The 19,137-nt window shown below is 41.0% G+C and carries 14 protein-coding genes; 11 read left to right on the plus strand and 3 right to left on the minus strand.

The window, feature by feature from the left end:
• Window positions 1–64: 64 nt before the first annotated feature.
• Complete coding sequence (locus G628_RS0101785; RefSeq protein WP_027208304.1) at window positions 65–751, minus strand: NUDIX hydrolase; 687 nt, start codon at window positions 749–751, stop codon at window positions 65–67.
• A gap of 114 nt (window positions 752–865) precedes the next feature.
• On the opposite strand from G628_RS0101785, the gene G628_RS17865 reads away from it, so the two are divergent.
• From G628_RS17865 to G628_RS0101825, 8 genes are all read left to right on the plus strand, one after another.
• Complete coding sequence (locus tag G628_RS17865) at window positions 866–1,954, plus strand: HD-GYP domain-containing protein (protein ID WP_051198950.1); 1,089 nt, start codon at window positions 866–868, stop codon at window positions 1,952–1,954.
• A 116-nt stretch (window positions 1,955–2,070) separates the two neighbouring features.
• Complete coding sequence (locus G628_RS0101795; RefSeq protein ID WP_027208305.1) at window positions 2,071–2,394, plus strand: zf-HC2 domain-containing protein; 324 nt, start codon at window positions 2,071–2,073, stop codon at window positions 2,392–2,394.
• A gap of 64 nt (window positions 2,395–2,458) precedes the next feature.
• Window positions 2,459–4,657 carry a DNA polymerase I gene (polA, locus tag G628_RS16125; RefSeq protein ID WP_027208306.1) on the plus strand — a complete coding sequence of 733 codons (2,199 nt, stop codon included), beginning with the start codon at window positions 2,459–2,461 and terminating at the stop codon, window positions 4,655–4,657.
• Window positions 4,644–5,285, plus strand: coding sequence for a dephospho-CoA kinase (gene coaE, locus G628_RS0101805; RefSeq protein ID WP_242827149.1), 642 nt, complete (start codon window positions 4,644–4,646; stop codon window positions 5,283–5,285). Before polA ends, coaE begins: the two co-directional genes overlap by 14 nt.
• A complete protein-coding gene (locus G628_RS0101810) occupies window positions 5,282–7,450 on the plus strand; it encodes a cell division protein FtsA (protein WP_242827150.1) in 2,169 nt (722 codons plus the stop codon). Before coaE ends, G628_RS0101810 begins: the two co-directional genes overlap by 4 nt.
• Window positions 7,451–7,462: 12 nt before the next feature.
• Window positions 7,463–8,260 carry an MBL fold metallo-hydrolase gene (locus G628_RS0101815; protein ID WP_026655010.1) on the plus strand — a complete coding sequence of 266 codons (798 nt, stop codon included), beginning with the start codon at window positions 7,463–7,465 and terminating at the stop codon, window positions 8,258–8,260.
• 15 nt (window positions 8,261–8,275) lie between these two features.
• Window positions 8,276–8,548: an ACT domain-containing protein gene (locus G628_RS0101820; RefSeq protein ID WP_026655009.1), complete on the plus strand. Its 273-nt coding sequence runs from the start codon at window positions 8,276–8,278 to the stop codon at window positions 8,546–8,548.
• Between the two features lie 12 nt (window positions 8,549–8,560).
• Complete coding sequence (locus tag G628_RS0101825; RefSeq protein WP_026655008.1) at window positions 8,561–9,925, plus strand: PFL family protein; 1,365 nt, start codon at window positions 8,561–8,563, stop codon at window positions 9,923–9,925.
• Between the two features lie 13 nt (window positions 9,926–9,938).
• Here G628_RS0101825 and G628_RS0101830 read toward each other — a convergent pair whose 3' ends face one another.
• Both G628_RS0101830 and G628_RS0101835 read right to left on the minus strand, forming a co-directional pair.
• Window positions 9,939–11,246 carry a sensor histidine kinase gene (locus G628_RS0101830; RefSeq protein WP_207640452.1) on the minus strand — a complete coding sequence of 436 codons (1,308 nt, stop codon included), beginning with the start codon at window positions 11,244–11,246 and terminating at the stop codon, window positions 9,939–9,941.
• A gap of 23 nt (window positions 11,247–11,269) precedes the next feature.
• On the minus strand, window positions 11,270–12,010 hold the full coding sequence (locus G628_RS0101835; protein ID WP_026655005.1) for a LytR/AlgR family response regulator transcription factor: 741 nt from the start codon (window positions 12,008–12,010) through the stop codon (window positions 11,270–11,272).
• 204 nt (window positions 12,011–12,214) lie between these two features.
• On the opposite strand from G628_RS0101835, the gene G628_RS0101840 reads away from it, so the two are divergent.
• From G628_RS0101840 to G628_RS0101850, 3 genes are read left to right on the plus strand one after another with little or no spacing between them, the layout of a single operon-like run.
• Window positions 12,215–15,331: a polysaccharide deacetylase family protein gene (locus tag G628_RS0101840; RefSeq protein ID WP_026655004.1), complete on the plus strand. Its 3,117-nt coding sequence runs from the start codon at window positions 12,215–12,217 to the stop codon at window positions 15,329–15,331.
• Window positions 15,332–15,345: 14 nt separating this feature from the next.
• Entirely contained in the window at window positions 15,346–17,235 is a 1,890-nt protein-coding gene (locus G628_RS0101845; protein WP_026666690.1) for a glycosyltransferase family 2 protein, read from the plus strand.
• A 9-nt stretch (window positions 17,236–17,244) separates the two neighbouring features.
• Window positions 17,245–19,104 (plus strand): polysaccharide deacetylase family protein, encoded by a 1,860-nt coding sequence (locus G628_RS0101850; RefSeq protein WP_027208307.1) that lies wholly within the window; start codon window positions 17,245–17,247, stop codon window positions 19,102–19,104.
• Window positions 19,105–19,137 lie beyond the last annotated feature (33 nt).

Here is a 19,137-nt window from a genome sequence, read left to right on the forward strand (position 1 = left end):
ACGCAGTTTGATTTAAAGTCGCGTGGTTGTCGGTTTTTATTTGTGCAACATGGTTTCTTTAAGTTTATTTCATGACTTTATCTTTGAATAAGTAATACGCAAGCACGTGCAGGGCTTGCTTGAAATCACCGCCGTTGATTGCTGACAATAGCTCAGTTTCACTTAAAGTCACAACATTCAGAAACTCGGTTGCGTCAAGTTCCTGGGAAGCGGAGAGTGTGCAATCTGTGGCACAGTAGATGTGCACATTGCTGTTAGAAATTGTGGCATTTGCGGGAATTGTGAGAAGGTGTGTCCAGTTATCTGAGGTGTAGCCTGTCTCTTCGCGGAGTTCTCGCTTTGCGGCTTCAAAGGCTTCGTCTTCGGATGCGATAATATTTTCTTTGGTGATAGGCTCTTTATTATTATTATCTTGTTGAATGGGTGGCTTAGACATGCGGTTGTGTGACGCATTCGCCATATCCTCAATATTTGCAGCTTCCCCTTCCTTCGCATACTCAATCCCGCCGGCAGGAAACTCCGTAGTAATTTCATCGATTCCGTGTCTGTACTGGCGGACACAGATGTATTTTCCGTCTTTATCGGTTGCTACAACAAGAGAAAAGCTGTGCTTTGAGTAGTTATATACGGGTGAAATCGTCTGTCCGTCGGGGAGTTTGTATTCGTTTCTTCTAAAGTCAATCCATTGATCCTGGATGATATGTTCTTCATTTTTTAATTCCCAGTATAGTTTTTTCTCAAAATTGGTCATAAATTACCTCTTTTTTTCTAAATTTTACGCAATGTATTTTATCACAAATCAGGTTTTTACTGATATAATATTTCGTAGGTATGGTTATTTCTATTTATGAGGCGGTGTAATAATATGAAACTACTAGCAGTTGATAAACTTGTGCCCGGACTGATTGTTTCGGAGAATATATATACGATTGACGACAGACTTGTTCTGGCGAAGGGAACCGTTCTTGATGAGAAGGATATACTCAGAATCAAGTCGCATTCCCTTTATAACATCTTTGTTGAAGACGACAAGCCGGTTGAACGTACGGAAAAAGAAGAAACAAATCCTGAGGACTTTTTATCATACTCAGAAAAACTCAAGAATTCTGAAGGGTTCATCAGATTTAAGCGCGACATAGAAGAGAAAGCCAAAAAACTCGAAGAATCTTTTAAGATGATCGCTAATGACGGAGCGCCTCTTGACGTAGAGAAGCTTACAGAACCAGTTTTCCATCTCTTTGTTGAGGCTGGCGGCACGGCAGGAGTGTTCGATATGCTCCATAATCTTAGAGATAACAGCGATGCGGTATTCATGCACAGCTTGAATGTCTCTCTTATAAGCAACACGCTTGCAACATGGATGAGACTTCCTGAGGATGTGGTTCAGGTTGTAACAGCAGGCGGACTTCTTCATGACATAGGCAAGATGCTTATGCCTTCGGAACTTCTTAACAAGAAAGCGGCTCTTACAGAATATGAAGAGCGCGTTATGAGAGATCACGTAACCAAGGGATATGAGCTTGTTAAGAACGAGGATATCGATCAGAGGATAAAGAACTGCATTCTTATGCATCATGAGTTCAAGGATGGATCGGGATATCCGCTTCATCTTAGCGGAGACAAGATTGATGAGGTGGTTTCAATCGTCACAGTTTCCAATATATACGATGAGATGACATCACGCAGGACCTACAGAGCACCGATATGTCCGTTTACCGTGATATCACAGTTTGAAAAAGAAGGAATCAACAAATTCGATCCCAACGTAATCATGACATTCCTTGGCAATATCGCAAATACATTCATTGCCAACAGAGTTATGCTTAATACGGGCCAGACGGGCGAGATCATATTTGTCAACGCAGAGCACCTTTCGCGTCCTGTTGTAAAGTGCGGAGAGAACTATGTAGATCTTTCATCAAACAAGAGCCTGTCTATTGTTGCCGTTATTTAAATCATTGTAAATGAAATTTGTTTGTAGTATTCTTTATGTTGTAGAAATGGCTGTTGAGAGTACATTATGTTATACAACATATTGGAATTTTTGATATTTGTTATGCGGAGCCGAACATGAACTGTAAAGAAGCGGATAAACTTATTCCATTATTTTTAGACGATGATCTTGATAACCGTGAACTTTCCGAATTTCTCAGTCATGTTGAGACTTGTCCCGGATGTAAGGAAGAACTGACCATTCAGTTTTTGGTTAAGGTCGGTATGAAGAGGCTTGAAGACGGTAATACCTTCAATCTTCGAAATGAACTTGATGCTCTTTTACTTGATGCAAATAAAAGACTGACAACCAGGAAATATCTGGTGCTATCAAGCTATCTTTTGCAGGCTGTGGTTCTTGCTCTCGGAGGAACAGCACTTTTTCTCGCACTGTTTTTATGAAAAAAGATAGGAACGGGTTTACTATAAGATCACAAAATAAGCACTATGTTGGGGAAAAAAGTCATTGAGTATTCACGTTATTGACGCTACAAATTTTATAAAGGATGCATTCTACGCCATGCCCGATTTTTCCGATGCTGAGGGAAATCGCATCAGTGGCGTTTACGGTGCAATATATAAGTTAAAGAGCATGCTTCCCGGAAGTGAAGACGCTCTTTTTGCTTTTTCTTTTGAAAAAGATAATGAATCTGAATATACACCTGCGGTTCTCTATCAGACAGACAGGTTTAAAGATATTCTATCAAATGCCGGAGTACCCGAACTTCTGGATGTATCAAAGGGAGCGGCCGGCTCGTCTGAACTTATTGCATATCTTGAAAGCGAACTTGTAAAGCTGTCGCCCACAGGTAAGGTAATCAAGACTCCACAGTTTGAACTTAATATTATTAAGACTTCGGATCTTAACGAGGTTGAGGAGATTTTCAAGAATGCGCATGAGTACGGCGCTAAGAGCAAGGATAATTATATCGGATATTTCCTCATGAGAGAGGGAAATAAAGATACATCTTCCAAGAAAAAAGATACAGTCGGTATCGCACTTTGCTTTGATGAAAAGAGTGCTGTATATATTCCTGTAGAGAACTTCATTTCAGAGTCTTATATCGGAAATAAGCTTGCAGAGCTGAGTAAAGACTGCGCGCTTGTGACATTTGACATTAAGGACGGATATGACATTTTCGAACCTTATGAGATAAGCGACAGGACATCAGGGTATGATGCGGAAGATACAAGCTATCTTACTTCACCGAAGTGCTTTGATACTCTGATAGGAGCTTATCTGTGTAATCCTATCAAGAACGACTACGCAATCGAAGATATTTCCAAAGAATATTTAAAGATTCCTTTTGATAAAAGAAGTGACGTGTTCGGTAAGATGAGTGTTAAAGAAGCGGATGCGTACAAAATTGCGGACTACGCATGCAAATCGGCTTATATATGCAAGGCTTCGGCTCCTCTTATAAGAGAAAAGCTTGCAAAAGCCGGCATGGAGAATCTCTTTTACTATATTGAGATGCCTCTTTCATACATACTCTTTGCAATGGAAAAAGAAGGTATCATAGCAAGGAAAGATGAGCTCAAAGCATATTCGGACAAGCTTGCGGTCAGGATTGCAGAGCTTGAAAAGGCAATATATGAGGCTGCGGGATGCGAGTTTAATATAAACAGTCCCAAGCAGCTTGGAGAAGTTCTTTTTGAAAAACTCGGACTTCCTGCTGAGAAGAAGACAAAGTCCGGATATTCAACAGCGGCTGACGTACTTGAGAAGCTGGCTCCCGATAATAAGATCGTTGCGGACATTCTCGAATACAGAGGGCTTGCGAAATTAAAGTCAACATACGCTGACGGGCTTGCGGCTTATATCGACAGCGACGGAAGGATACATACAAGCTTTAATCAGACAATTACAGCGACGGGAAGAATCAGTTCTACAGAACCGAACCTTCAGAACATCCCCATGAGGACTGAAGAGGGAAGGCTTATCCGTAAGGTCTTTGTTCCGAAAGACGGATATGTTTTCGCAGATGCGGATTATTCCCAGATCGAGCTTAGGATACTCGCTCACATGTCGGAAGATAAGGGGCTTATCGAGGCATACCACGAGGGCGAAGATATTCACAGGATTACGGCATCAAAGGTCTTCCATGTACCGTTTGAGGATGTAACACCGCTTCAGAGGCGAAACGCCAAGGCTGTTAACTTCGGTATCGTATACGGAATCAGCTCTTTTGGTTTGTCCCAGGACTTGTCCATTTCAAGAAGCGAAGCAAAAGAGTATATGGACAAATATTTTGAGACTTATCCCGGTGTGAAGGAATATCAGGACAAAGTGATCGCAAGTGCCAAGGAAACAGGCGTGAGCGACACACTCTTTGGAAGAAAGCGCCCTATCCCCGAGCTCAAAGCATCTAACTTTAACTTAAGACAGTTTGGTGAGAGAGTTGCGATGAATGCTCCTATTCAGGGAACCGCTGCGGATATTATGAAGATAGCCATGATAAATGTCTTTTTCAGGATAAAAAGAGAGAAGCTTAAATCAAGGCTGATACTTCAGATTCACGATGAACTTGTGATCGAGACGGCACCTGATGAGAAAGATACAGTAACAAATATACTTACACAAGAGATGGAGAGTGCGGCAGATCTTTCGGTTCCAATGGAAGTTGACTGCCATATCGGAAACGACTGGTATGAATCAAAGTAAGATGCAGAATAAACTACAAAAAGGAAAAACAAATATTATAGGTGTTACGGGCGGCGTTGGAGCCGGCAAGAGCACCGTACTTAAATACATAAATGATAACTATAACTGCAAGGTTGTCTATTCGGATGACGTTGCAAATGAGATCAAGAAGAAGGGGTATCCCGCATATGACGAGCTTGTGAGAGTTCTCGGGCAGGAAATTCTTGGCGATGACGGCGAGATTGATAAGGCCAAAATGGCAAATGCGATCTTTAAAGATGCAAAAAAACTTGAAAAAGTGAATAAAATTTTGCATCCTGCAGTAAATACATTTATTATTAATATAATAGATGAAGAGAAACTCAGAAACAGAATCGATTTTGTTTTTGTTGAAGCGGCTCTTTTGATCGAAAACGGATATAAAAATATTGTCGATGAGCTTTGGTATATCTATGCCGATGAAGATACCAGAAGAGACAGGCTCAAAGACACAAGAAGCTATTCAGACGAAAAGATTGACGGAATATTTGCTCAGCAGCTTGATGATGAGACATACAGACTAAATGCGGATTTTGTGATTGATAATAGCAGAGATTTAGAAGCAGCATCGGAACAAATTAACAAGAAACTTGGAGAGTGGAGAGAATGATGGCAAGTTTGGAACAGACAGATCAGAAAGTAGTATTTGGTCTTGATATCGGAACAAGAAGCGTGGTGGGAACTGTCGGATACATGAATGACGGACAGTTTAATGTTATTGCGCAGGCGGTTGAGAAACACCAAACAAGAGCTATGCTTGACGGACAGATTCACGACATCGGTAAGGTTGGCGCTACTATAAGAGTTGTCAAAGAAAAGCTTGAGCAGCAGACCGACATACATCTTACTGATGTTTGCATAGCGGCTGCCGGACGAGTTCTTCGTACTGTCAGAACTACATATGAGTATGAGTATCCGGAATCACATGATATTACGGATGAAGATATATATAACCTTGATTCTGCTGCGGTTCAGCAGGCTTATTCGGAATTCCTTCAGAAGAACACATCAGATCTTAAGTTCTATCTGGTTGGATATTCCGTAATGCATTATTATCTTGATGGATATCAGATCGCTAATCTTGAAGGTCATAATGCTGGTAAGGTAAGCGTTGAGCTTATCGCTACATTCCTTCCGGATGATTGCGTAGACGGACTTTACAAAGCGTGCGAGAGAGCGGGGCTTAGTGTTGCAAACCTGACTCTGGAGCCTATTGCAGCTATGATGGTTGCGATTCCCGACAGATTCAGAATGCTCAATCTTGCACTTGTTGACGTTGGTGCGGGTACATCCGATATCTGTGTAACCAACGACGGTTCTATCACGGCTTACGGTATGCTTCCTATAGCCGGTGATGATATTACAGAGATTATAGCTCAGCACTGCCTTGTTGACTTTAATCAGGCCGACGAGATCAAGATCGCGGCAAGTCACAACGACAGAGTTGATTTCATTGATATCATGGGTCTTCGTAAGACCATAACAGCCAAGGACATTGCCAAGATCATAAGACCTCAGGTTGATATGATGGCAAAAAAGGCAGCAGAAGAGATCAAAAGACTTAACGGTGATAAGCCCGTAAGCGCTGTATTCGTAGTAGGTGGCGGTGGATGCGTGCCCGGATATACCAAGGCTATTGCCAGAGAAATGGATATTCCCGAAGAGCGTGTTGCCCTTCGTGGTGAGGAGGTAATGAAGAGCATTACTTTCCTTAATAATGACGGTATCGAGAGAGATTCACTCCTTGTAACACCGCTTGGTATCTGTATCAGCTACTATGAAGAAGCAAACAATATTATCTTTGTTTCATTCAACGGCGAACAGACAAGAATCTACGATAACGGCAAACTTCAGATCATTGATGCGGCTATGCAGGCTTCATTCCAGAATGAAGATCTTTTCCCCAAGAGAGGACAGGAACTTAGATATCTCGTTAACGGAAAAGAGAGAGTTGCAAGAGGTGAGCCCGGCGAGGCAGCAGTTATCAGCCTTAACGGAAAGAGTGCGGACATTCACTCCAAGATTCGTGCAAACGATATCATAGAGGTTACACCTTCAACCGCGGGTGAACCAGGAAAAGCTGTTATTGAGAACATTCCTGAATTTAAGACTAAATTCATGGTGAATGTAAATGGCGTAAATGTTGAGGCATCAAGATTCGCAACTGTAAACGGAGAGCCTCAGACTGCCCTTTACAGCATTAAGAACGGCGATGACATTCAGATACTTGATTACAATACCGTTGAGCAGGTTGCGGCTCTAATGGATATTGAAATTACTGAAGATACGTATATAATCGTAAATAATGAACACGGCGATAAGACTACTCCTGTCTATGAGAATTTCAAAGTGGAGTTCAAGGACAGAGAAGAAGCTATCATGGAATATTACAGAGATTTCCCTGATGCAGATGAAGTTGCTGTAAGCCAGGCCAATGAAGAAGCCTACGAAAGCGATGATTATGATATCAGGAAGTTCGAAGGCAGAAGCGATGAGATGGGATATGAGGATCTTCCCGATGATGACGGAGAGTACCACAGAAGCGAAGAGTCTGTAAAAAATATTCTTGCAAGAGACCTTCATATTATGGTGAACAACGATGCCGTTACACTTCACGGTAAGCCTGAGTACGTGTTTGTTGACATATTTGATTCCATTGATTTCGACCTTACCAAGCCAAACGGTAGGGCAATCGTTACGACCTTAAACGGAAAGACTCCCGATTACTTGCAGTCTATCCATGAAGGCGACAAGATAGAAGTATATTGGAAGTAAGGGGACTATTTGATGCGTTTTACCAGTATTGCCAGTGGAAGCAGTGGTAACTGTACCTATGTCGGATCTGACAACACTCACATCCTGATCGATGCAGGAATCAGTATGAAGAGAATAGGGGAAGGACTTAATAAGCTTGATCTGTGCTTTGACGACCTCGATGCGATTTTTGTGACACATGAACATGTTGATCATATAGCTGCTCTTCATACGATACTTAAGAAGCATAACATACCGGTTTACGCCACTGAAGGCACAATACAGGGAATAAGAAACAGTGATAAAAAGAATGAGATGACAGGTTCCGTATTCTGTCCGGTTCAAGCGGATAAGAGTCTGTGTGTCGGAGATATGATAATCAATCCCATGACAATTTCACACGATGCTCTTGATCCCTGCGGATACAGAATTTACTGCGGGGATAAAAAGATAGGAGTTGCGACCGATCTTGGCTGCTATACGGATTACACCGTTGAAAGCCTCTCCGGTTGTGATGCGCTCCTTATTGAAGCCAATCATGATGAGAGGATGCTTCAGGCGGGGCGTTATCCTTACATGCTCAAAAAAAGAATTTTGGGCGATAAGGGGCATCTTTCAAATGCAAAGAGTGCAGAACTTCTTTGTAAGATCTTGAACGATAAGATAAAAGGTGTGTTCCTTGGGCACCTTTCCAAGGATAATAATCATCCGGATCTTGCCTATAAGACGGTCAGCGTCGAGATAGATATGGGAGACAATCCGTATTCAAGCGGAGATTTCCCTTTAATGGTTGCAAACAGAGCAGAGCTTTCGCCTGTTATCGAATTTTAAATAAGTGGAGGAAATATGAACAAGATTATTATTACAGTTGTTGGTAAAGACACAGTGGGAATTATTGCTAAGGTATGTACTTATCTTGCAGATTCAGGGATCAATATCCTCGATATCTCTCAGACTATCGTAAGCGGATATTTTAATATGATGATGATCGCATCTATGGAAGGGACATCAAAAGATTTCAACACTGTTGCCGATGATCTTGAGAAAATTGGTAAAGATATCGGTGTTGTAATTAAATGTCAGAGAGAAGAAATTTTTGATTCCATGCATAGAATTTAAGGAGACAACCTAATGATAAACACTAAAGAAGTCATCGAGACCAATGAAATGATCGAGAAGGAAAATCTCGATGTAAGAACAATTACAATGGGTATCAGCCTTCTTGACTGTATCGATTCAGATCTCGAAACTCTCAAGAAGAATATATACAATAAGATTTATGAGTCTGCAAAAGACCTTGTTCGGACCGGAGACCAGATCTCAAGAGAGTTCGGTATTCCTATCGTAAACAAAAGAGTTTCCGTTACACCTATCGCTCTTGTCGGTGGGGCAGCTTGTAAGACAAAAGAAGATTTTGCGGAGATAGCAAAGACTCTTGATGAAGTTGCAAAGAAAATCGGAGTAAACTTTATCGGAGGATATTCAGCGCTTGTAAGTAAGGGAATGACACAGGCAGACAGACTTCTCATTGAGTCAATTCCGCTTGCTCTTTCTCAGACAGATCTTGTTTGTTCATCAATCAATGTAGGTTCAACCAAGACAGGTATCAACATGGATGCTGTTCGTCTTATGGGAACAATTATAAAAGATACTGCTGAAGCAACCAAAGAGAATGATTCTCTTGGATGCGCAAAGCTCGTAGTATTCTGCAATGCGCCTGATGACAACCCGTTCATGGCGGGAGCATTCCACGGCGTTACGGAGGCAGACAGAATTATCAATGTCGGTGTCAGCGGACCCGGTGTTGTTAAGACTGCACTTGAAAAAGTAAGAGGAGAGAATTTTGAGATTCTCTGCGAGACTATAAAGAAGACAGCATTTAAGGTTACAAGAGTTGGTCAGCTCGTTGCAAGGGAAGCATCAAAGAGACTTGGCGTTCCTTTTGGAATAATCGACCTTTCACTTGCACCCACACCTGCTATCGGAGACAGCGTTGCCGATATTCTTCATGAGATAGGAGTTGAGCATGCAGGTGCGCCCGGAACAACGGCAGCTCTTGCACTTCTTAACGACCAGGTTAAAAAAGGCGGTGTTATGGCTTCTTCTTACGTTGGCGGACTTTCGGGAGCATTTATTCCTGTAAGTGAAGATCAGGGAATGATCAACGCCGTTGAAGCGGGAGCGCTTACACTTGAAAAGCTTGAAGCAATGACATGCGTATGCTCTGTTGGTCTTGATATGATCGCGATTCCCGGAGATACAAAGGATACAACCATCGCCGGAGTTATTGCGGATGAAATGGCAATCGGAATGATCAACCAGAAGACTACTGCAGTAAGACTTATTCCCGTTATCGGAAAGGGAGTGGGAGAGACTGTTGAATTTGGCGGACTTTTGGGATATGCACCTATTATGCCTGTAAACGGATTCTCTTGCGACGCTTTCGTAAACAGAGGCGGAAGAATTCCCGCCCCCGTACATAGCTTTAAGAACTAATGATTTTTAAGAATTATTTGACTGCACTGAACGGAATGGTGATGTTTGAGTAAAACTCGTTTTCACTGTTTCTGAAATCTGCTGAACCACCATAGGTTTCAGCTGCAGACTTGATTGATTTTAAGCCTATACCACTGCCGGCGCGTCTGGTGGTGATATAGGTGTTATTTTTTTGCTTAACAAAGCCGTTGAAGCTGTTGGTCGTAACTATATAAAGGTTACTCATGTTTCTTTCAAGGATCTTGATATCTATCTTTCTGTCTTCCTCGGGAAGTTCCCTGCAGGCAAGAACGGCATTTTCCAAAAGATTTCCTATTATATTGCAAAGATCTATGGTTGATATCGATATTTCTTTTACCGGAAGAGTAACTTTGCAGTTAAACTGTATCTTTTCACTTTTGCATTGTCTCATATAGTGATTGAGGAGTGCGTTGAGCGAATTGTTCTTGCAGTAATATCTGATCTCGCTTTCGGGCATATTACTGATGTAATTGCTGAGGTACTCTCTGATAGACCTTATGTCACCGCTGTTTGCAAGAGAATCGAGCAGGCAGATGGTATGCTTGAAATCGTGTCTTACCCTTGCTGTATTCTCAATATAGCTCTGCTGACTTAAGTACTGAGCTTCTTTCATCTGCAGGATATGATATTTCTCTTCATATTTAACTGCGTTCATTATCTCAAATACTATGTTGTAAAAAATGATAGTAAGAATAATGAAGACAAAGAACATTCCTATAAGAAGTCCCCAATAAGTGGCAAATATATCATCAACGTAGAGAGAACTGTATTTGCCGGGCATTATAAGTAAACTGATAGCCACGAATATGATGGATACGGGCATTGTTATAATCCATATCTTAGGAATTGTGAGCATATCAACAAGGTTGCTTCCGTGATCGTAAAGAGGAGACCAGAAGATAGCAACGATGAAGAAGCTTATGGTAACACGGATAAATGTTGTTTCTATATTATATGTGTCGGAATTGGATGCGGGATTGACAATTGCATCGTATCCGTAGACTCCGTTTATTATTATCGACATCAAGGCACACATCCAAAGGTAGATCGCAAGGGATTTTGCAAGATCTGCAACAAGAGTTTGCTCATAGATAAAATACAAGATAAAAACCAATAAAAGAAATGTAAAAGCTTTATCTGCATCAAGTGTAAGTGTAATAAACGAAAACAGCGCGGACAGGATTACTATTATGGCGCTCATTCCGATAAAAAGCGGTTTGGTTCGGTACTTCAGATGATTCTTAAACGGCAGGTAGCACATGATAAGTGCCGGGATAAGAATGAGGTTTGAAAAAAACATATTCAAAAAATTAAAGGCGTTCATCAGATAACTTCACTTTCATTTCTAATTTTATTAAAGATATAATTCTTCCAGATCTGCTCAAGCTGTTTTTCTTTTCTGAGCGTGATGGGAGTCTGCATGTCACCGGCTATAAAACAGCTTCCGTTTTTTAAGGAAGTGATATAGTCCATATTTACCAGGATTCCTCTCATGACAGGAAGAAATCTGATGTCTTCGGTCAGAATGTCCGAGATTCTTGAAAAAGTCATTCTGACTTTATATGTCCTCTGATTCTTTAAGACAATCTCGTTGTAGTGGCCGATGGATCTTATAAGTGCGATATCTGAATAGGGCACGGATACTTTATCTTTTTCATAAGTAAAGAAAAGGTACGGAACATCTTCGGCCATTGTTTTTTTCTTAAGGAAATCATCCATAACCTTATAGAGCTTGCCAATCTCGGCAGGTTTTGAAATGTAATCATAGGCATGGATACTAAATGCTTCCGGCATGAATTCATTGCTGCTTGTAAGAAAGATGATAGCGGTATCGGTATCGGTTTCTCGTATTTTTTGGGCAGTTTCGATTCCTGAAATGCCATTCATATAAATATCCATGAAGATCAAAGTGTAATTATATTTTTTATACTCGGAAAGAAAATCTTCGCCTCCCGAAAAGACTTCGATAGAAAGATCGAGTGAGTTCTCATAAGCGTAACTCATCAGAATAGTTCTCAGCTGATCCGCATCAGAACGCAGATCGTCAACAATTGCAATATTCATTTAACTATAATTCCCCGTCATAAAATTAGCGTTTTGAAAAATATTTCATAATAGATTATAATATTATAATGCATCTTATGCCAAAAAAAAACATTTTATGACATAAATATTGCTTCGAAATCGCGTTGACAATAAAATTTTATACGTCAACGGCAAACGGTTTGACTAAATTTGAGCGATAAACTTATGCAAAGAGGGGCACTTATGTTTAGAAGATTAAAAAATCTGTTTGTATTCGCTCTCGTTGCTGTCATCGGCACTACAAGTCTTGTAGGCTGCGGAGATAACACCGAATCGGTTTCTGATATCGATCTTACCAAGATTCAGAGACTTTCTTATGATGCAACAGACGAGCACGAAATTGCGTTGGAGAAATTCAATAAAGGTTGTGAACCTGCCAAGATTATTCGTGACGACAAGTCACAGCCTGAAAAGAACTTTTGTCTGATTTTTCAAGGCGCAAAGGATTCAGTTACCGTAGAAAAGGTACTGCAGATCCTTGATGAGAAGAATATCAAGGCTACATTCGCTATTACTGCGGCAACAGCTGCGGAAGACGATGCTTTGATCGACCTTATTATTGAAAAAGGACATGACATTATCGACAATGGCCTTAACGGCGATTCTTCTATAGATGTATTGTCAGATGAAGATATGGTCAGCAATTTTTCTGATTCCAGAAAAGTTTTTTCCACATTAATGGATGTTCCACCCGATAAGATGATGCTTAACACTACATATTATAATGACACGATATGTATGGCAGCGTCTGCTTCAGGTTACAACAAACTGGTTTCACCCAGTTCCGGAAGCTACCTTAATGAGAAGAGTTTCAGAGATGCTCAGAATACTTCTGAGTATGTTTTAAGACAGGGAAGCGGTAAGATCCTCGTTATCAAGCTTGATGAGTATGTTGAATCTCTCGAGGTTGATCCGAAGGTTGAATACAAGGACCCTGCTATTGACGTACAACCGACTATAGTTCCTTCAGCCGACAGCAAAGAGAAGGAAGATGAAAGAGACGTTGTCACCATGGTTGGATGGCTTCTTGATGCAATGCAATCTCAGAATGTTCAGAACGTTAAGCTTGATAAGCTTAAAGCTCTTAATGATGAAGAGTACGTAAGACAGTTGTATGAAGAGACAGGCGGATATTCTGCCGAAGTATATGAAGAAGTAGCAACAATGAAAGATGTTACCGGTCTTTGCTTCTACGGAATTCCCGAGAATGCCGAGAGCGTTGATGCTATTACAAAAGCGCTTATTAAAGCCAATGCAAAAGCCACTTTCTTTGTAAGCTCAGAGGATATAGAGAAGAACCCCAAGTCTGTTGAGAAGATTGTAAATTCAGGATTTTCAATCGCAACAAGAGGCACTACGGGTGGAAATATCAGTAACAAAGAATTCTATGATATATATGTTGATCTCAAGACTTCTGTAAGAAGCATTCAGAAGAACTACGGTCTTAAGGCAAAATACTACATGCCTGAAGATGCAAGCGAGATAACGGAGAACCTCAGAATCGCAGCAAAGGTTGCGGGACTTGATGTTGTTTCACCCAAGAATGAAGCAGTTCCTGAGAAGGGCTACATCAGCTGTTTCGATCTTACAAGAGAGTTCGATATGGCTAAGCTCAATGCTTATATTTCATCCACGGCAGGTAAAAATCAGCAAGTTGTAGATATCACAGAACTTGTCAAATCATCTACATGTGAGCCTGTTACCGATAAAGAGACACTTGCGCACCTTAGAATGGAAAATCATGCAAGACTTGCTCAGGAGAGAAAGAATATATATACATCTGAAAGAGCTGTGACCATGACATTCTACGGAATCTCAAATAAAGCGGTTCTTAATGATGTTCTTTCAATACTTAAGCAGAACGGATACAAGGGAACTTTCTTTGTAACACCTGATGAACTCAGTAGATGCGGAGAGTCAATTACCAAGATCCTTAACGGCGGAAATGAGATCGGTATTGCATATGTTAGCAATTCACAGATCGATCAGAGTTATGATGAAGTTGCCGGATATATATTTGGTGCCCAGCAGTATGCAGAGTGGAAATATGATGCCAAGATTTCTGTTGTAATGCAGCCTTACGGCGTTCCTTCCAAGGATACCAAGGAAGCTGTCGCTTCATGCGGATGCTCGCTTGCAGGATATGAGTATTCAATGGTTCAGTCTAAGGACAGAAGTGCTGTAGACTTAAGCTTCTACACAACACTTGCCAAAAAGGTTGAAGCACACAGAGGAAGCATTATTTACTTTAATATGAATTACTATACCGCAGACCAGGATGCTGCAAGCGGTGACGGAACAACACTTCTTGCGGAACTTTTGAATAAGTTCATTGAGACAAAGATTTATGCACTTACATATAAGGATGTTTACGGAAAGTCACAGCCTTCAACATCATATACGGTTAAGACTTTCAGTGAACTTGCTTCTTCACAGTATGTATATGCACCTATCAAGAATTCACAGAAGATTGTTTCAAACAATAACAACATTGTTGAAGCACTTCCGGATAATGCAACAAAGAATGCATATATGGCCGGACATTACATTGGAAATCCCGATGTTACATACATTCCCGGATTTACCGATGATGAGATGAAAGCTTATGACAAGACCGGTAAGATATCAAAGAATAAGGTTATTTTCCTTACTTTTGATGACTGGGGATACGAGCAGGATATAAATGAACTTCTTTATGTCCTTGATAAGTACAAAGTAAAAGGAAACTTCTTTGTAAGAACAAACAATGTTGCCGACAACCCGAATCTTTTAAGAGCTATCGCGGTTGACGGACACATGATAGGATCACATTCCAATTCACACATGGTTGCATGGAATGCTACCCAGAACGAAGACGGAACATATAGTTACGAATCAATCAGTGAGGATGCCGGAAAGAGACTTAGAGCAGATGTAGTTAACAGCTACTCAACACTTAATAAATACTGCGGTGATGTAGTCGTAGACGGAAGACGAGCGCTTTCAACAATCTACAGACCACCGACCCTTGCAATGAGCCGAATCGCTATGGAAAATATTTTGGATGTAGGATTCTCATACATTGTCAGCGGAGACTTTAGCTCAGGGGACTACAATTGCAGTTCTGTTGATGAAGTTGTGAACATATTACGAAACGGCAAGAAAGCATGGTACGGAAATGCAACTATAGGAAATGGTTCATGTATCGTATTGCATATGTCGCCCAATGCACAGTATACTGCCGAGGCACTCGATATCATGATTCCGGAATGGAAAGCTCAGGGCTACAATTTTGGCAGACTTGACGATTACCTAAGATGATTGAGGGGTAAAAGATGGAATTTCTGGATAAGATAAAAAAGAAAAAAGGTTCTGTAAACAAAGAAGACGTGATGACTGTTGAAAAGAAAGACAGACGAGTTCTTTCACATGTTCCGGATTCTTCAAATAAAAGAACAAATGCAGAACGAAGAGGAAACAGTAACGACAATAAAAATAATGATTATGAGGCTTTTCTTAAGGAGAGTAAGTCAGGCATAAGATATGTTACAGGTTTCCCGGTACATATGAGAAGCTACTCCAAAGAAGGCCCGAAAGTCAGCGGAGTCGGGAAGGTAGTTGATATATCAAACACCGGTATGCTCGTCGAAGTTGGAAGAGAGGAATTTAGCGCTCTCAGCACCAAGACGATGCTCAAAGTTGACTTCAGGGTTGTTCCGGGAAGTATGCCTGAAGGTAATGAAATGCGGGTTAAGCAGAAAGTGAAAGTAGTCCGTACTTTCATTACTTCCGACGGAAAGTTCATGATCGGAATAAACTTTGGCAAAGAGCTTCACAATTATGCTGCCGCAAATAAAGACAGATTCATGTTTGTATCTTCGGTCATTCTGATAGCGTTTACTATCGCATGCGTCATCCTTATGAGAGCGGAGAGCATCATTTACTTTAAGTTTAATAAGCTCCTGTATCTGTACAGTATGGTCACAGCAGTGTATCTTTTGAGCAGATATATCTTCGGAGCTTTCTACAGACCAAAGAAAGTTGATCCCGATTTTACACCGGGTGTTTCAATCCTTATTCCATGCTTCAACGAGGAAGAATGGATAGGAAGAACCATAGAGAGCTGTGTGAATCAGGAATATCCGATAGAAAAGCTTGAAGTCATCATAATAGATGACTGCTCAACCGATGGTTCTGTTGAGAAGATAAAAGAGACAATAGAAAGATTAAAGAAAGAAGCAAACGGTAAGTATGATCTTGAAGGCAGAATTTCTTATTGCGTACAGGAAAAGAATGCCGGAAAGAGAGATGCTCTTGTAAGGGGAGCGGAACTTGCAAAACATGAGCTTGTTGTCTTTGTTGATTCGGACAGCTTCCTCGATCCGTTTGCCATAAGACATCTGGTTCAGCCCTTTAAAGATCCCAAGATGGGCGGCGTTGCAGGAAGAACCGATGTTGCAAATACTTACACAAATGCACTTACCAAGATGCAGAGTGTCAGATATTACATTGCTTTCAGGGTTATGAAAGCTTCTGAAGGGCTCTTTGATGCGGTTACATGTCTTTCGGGACCGCTTTCCTGCTACAGGAAGGAGATAATCCTTGCAAACAAAGAAGCGTGGATGAATCAGAGATTTCTTGGACACAAGGCTACATTTGGTGATGACAGAGCGATGACAAACTTCATCCTCAGGCATTACAGGACGACATATCAGGATACGGCGGTTTGTTCTACGATTGTTCCCAATAAACATTCTGTCTTTCTTAAACAGCAGATGAGATGGAAGAGATCGTGGCTTAGAGAATCACTTATTGCAGCATCTTTTATGTGGAAGAAGGAACCGTTTGCGGTTATCGGATTCTATATGGGACTTGTGGTTCCTGTAGTTGCTCCGCTGGTTGTTCTTTATAACCTTGTATATGTACCTTTGACACAACACATTTTCCCGACCGCATTTTTACTGGGATTGTTCCTGATGTCATTCTTGATGAGTATGTCGCAGATGCTTCTCAGAAAGAGCTCAACATGGGCGTACGGCCTTTTATTCTGCATTTATTATGAGCTTATTCTTTTGTGGCAGATGCCTATTGCATGGTTCACGTTCTGGAAAACCACATGGGGAACCAGAATGACGCCAAGTGACCTGGAGGAAGCTGAAAAGAAGCGCCTTCGCAAGGAAAAGAATAGCAAAAATAAGTCGTCAGATAATAATAACGTGGAATAAGGTGGAAATATGTATAAGATTGAATCATCAAAAGATATAAAGAAGTTGATACGTTCAATATTAGAGCTTGTACTTCTGCTTTCGCTTTTGGCTTTTGTATTGAATGCACTACTTACTTCTACAACGTACAGACCGTACAATCCGTTGGATACAAATGTGGTTTCACGTATGGATCATGGATTTATCGCTGTTTCATATTCCGGTGTGGCAAGAGATGGAAGTAGTTCAAGAATCGGTGTCGACAGGCTTGATGAACATCTGAATGCGCTTCAGAAGTGCGGATATGTTACTATCACGCAGAATGATATCGATAATTATTACAACAAGGGTATTGCGCTTCCTGACAAAGCTCTTTTCCTTATGTACGAGGATGGAAGAAATGACACGGCCATCTTTTCACAGAAGTTAATGGAAAAATACAACTTCAAGGCAACGATGTTTACTTATGCCGAGAAGTTCAGAAGCAAAGATGCGTTTTTTCTTATGCCTGATGAGCTTAAGAGACTTGAAGAGAGCACCTACTGGGAGCTGGGAAGTAACGGATACAGACTTGGATACATAAATGTATTTGACAGATACGACAGATATATCGGAGAACTTTCAAGTGAAGAATATTCTTCCATGAGTAAGTACTTCGGAAGAAATTACAATCATTATCTTATGGACTACATAAGAGATGAGAACGATGTTCCGAAGGAATCCTACAACGAGATGCAAAAGAGAATCTTGGGTGAGTACGGACTCATGAAACAAGAGTACCAAAAGGGACTTGGCAAAGTGCCCGGTGCTTATGTGCTTCTTCACTCAAATACAGGAAAGTTTGGTGAAAACGACAAAGTAAGTGCTGTAAATGAGAGGGCTATCGGAAATACCTTCGCTATGAACTTTAACAGAGAAGGATATGCACTCAATAACAAGAAGAGCAGTATTTACGATCTTACACGCCTTGAGCCTCAGCCGAACTGGTATACAAACCATCTTCTTATGAGGATAAAGGCTGATCTTCCGGAGGAGGATCAGAAAAATATAGAGTTCATCAATGGGGATGGTGACTCAAAGAATGCCTGGGAGCTCGAAAAAGGAGCTGCCGAGTACAGGAAGAATGATGAAGCTATCGCGCTTACATCACTTCCTCAGGAAATGGGTATCTTAAAATTAAAAGGCAGTGAAAACAGTAAAAATGTTGAAGTGTCTGCAACGCTTAAAGGAAATGTACTTGGTTGCCAGTCGGTTCTTCTTAAGGCTGACAGTAAGCTTGATGCCGGAGTGGAAGTAAGACTCATGAACAATCATCTTTACCTTGTAAACGGTAAGGATATTCTTGAGGATATCGATCTCTATGATTTTGACGGCGGAGAAAAAACTTCAGTTGAAGAGGACATGAGAAATTCACTTGCCGGTGAGTATGCTGCATTTGCCAGATATGCTACAAGCCACAAGGAAGCCGAAGAATACACAAAGCTTTCGAACGAAGCCAAAAAGGCTAAGGTCAAGACTTTGCAGGATGGCGGCGAAGAGTACAGACCTGTTTTCCAGATCGGGGATAAAGGAAACAGGAAACTTGACATAACGCTTATTGATAACATGATCACTGTTAAGCTTGATGGCAAAGTTGTTTTTGAGAATTACGAGCTTAAGAAGATCGGTGACGGAGCAATCTATTTGAAGAGTGCCTGGACTGAGTACGGTTATAGCCAGAGAAACATTGCTGATGATGTTTACGACGGAGTATTTGAAAAATTAACCGTTAAAGACCTTGATAATGGCACTGTACTGTACACAAACGTCCTTACAGGTGTACAGAATGTTCAGAGAAAAGCTGAGCAGACATTTAATTCAGTAATAAACTGGTTTATTACAAATATTTGATTGGATGATGCCTGACAACAGATAGGGGATACT

The organism is Butyrivibrio hungatei NK4A153 (assembly GCF_000424465.1).
Lineage (GTDB): Bacteria > Bacillota > Clostridia > Lachnospirales > Lachnospiraceae > Butyrivibrio > Butyrivibrio hungatei_A.

Excerpts from the sequence above, each read along its gene's own strand:
- G628_RS0101835 (WP_026655005.1), bottom strand. The coding sequence starts at position 12,010 with ATGAATATTGCAATTGTTGACGATCTGCGTTCTGATGCGGATCAGCTG.
- G628_RS0101785 (WP_027208304.1), bottom strand. The coding sequence starts at position 751 with ATGACCAATTTTGAGAAAAAACTATACTGGGAATTAAAAAATGAAGAA.
- G628_RS0101845 (WP_026666690.1), top strand. The coding sequence starts at position 15,346 with ATGGAATTTCTGGATAAGATAAAAAAGAAAAAAGGTTCTGTAAACAAA.
- G628_RS0101830 (WP_207640452.1), bottom strand. The coding sequence starts at position 11,246 with ATGTTTTTTTCAAACCTCATTCTTATCCCGGCACTTATCATGTGCTAC.
- G628_RS0101825 (WP_026655008.1), top strand. The coding sequence starts at position 8,561 with ATGATAAACACTAAAGAAGTCATCGAGACCAATGAAATGATCGAGAAG.
- G628_RS0101795 (WP_027208305.1), top strand. The coding sequence starts at position 2,071 with ATGAACTGTAAAGAAGCGGATAAACTTATTCCATTATTTTTAGACGAT.
- G628_RS0101810 (WP_242827150.1), top strand. The coding sequence starts at position 5,282 with ATGATGGCAAGTTTGGAACAGACAGATCAGAAAGTAGTATTTGGTCTT.
- G628_RS17865 (WP_051198950.1), top strand. The coding sequence starts at position 866 with ATGAAACTACTAGCAGTTGATAAACTTGTGCCCGGACTGATTGTTTCG.
- G628_RS0101820 (WP_026655009.1), top strand. The coding sequence starts at position 8,276 with ATGAACAAGATTATTATTACAGTTGTTGGTAAAGACACAGTGGGAATT.
- G628_RS0101850 (WP_027208307.1), top strand. The coding sequence starts at position 17,245 with ATGTATAAGATTGAATCATCAAAAGATATAAAGAAGTTGATACGTTCA.
- G628_RS0101815 (WP_026655010.1), top strand. The coding sequence starts at position 7,463 with ATGCGTTTTACCAGTATTGCCAGTGGAAGCAGTGGTAACTGTACCTAT.
- G628_RS0101840 (WP_026655004.1), top strand. The coding sequence starts at position 12,215 with ATGTTTAGAAGATTAAAAAATCTGTTTGTATTCGCTCTCGTTGCTGTC.
- coaE (WP_242827149.1), top strand. The coding sequence starts at position 4,644 with ATGAATCAAAGTAAGATGCAGAATAAACTACAAAAAGGAAAAACAAAT.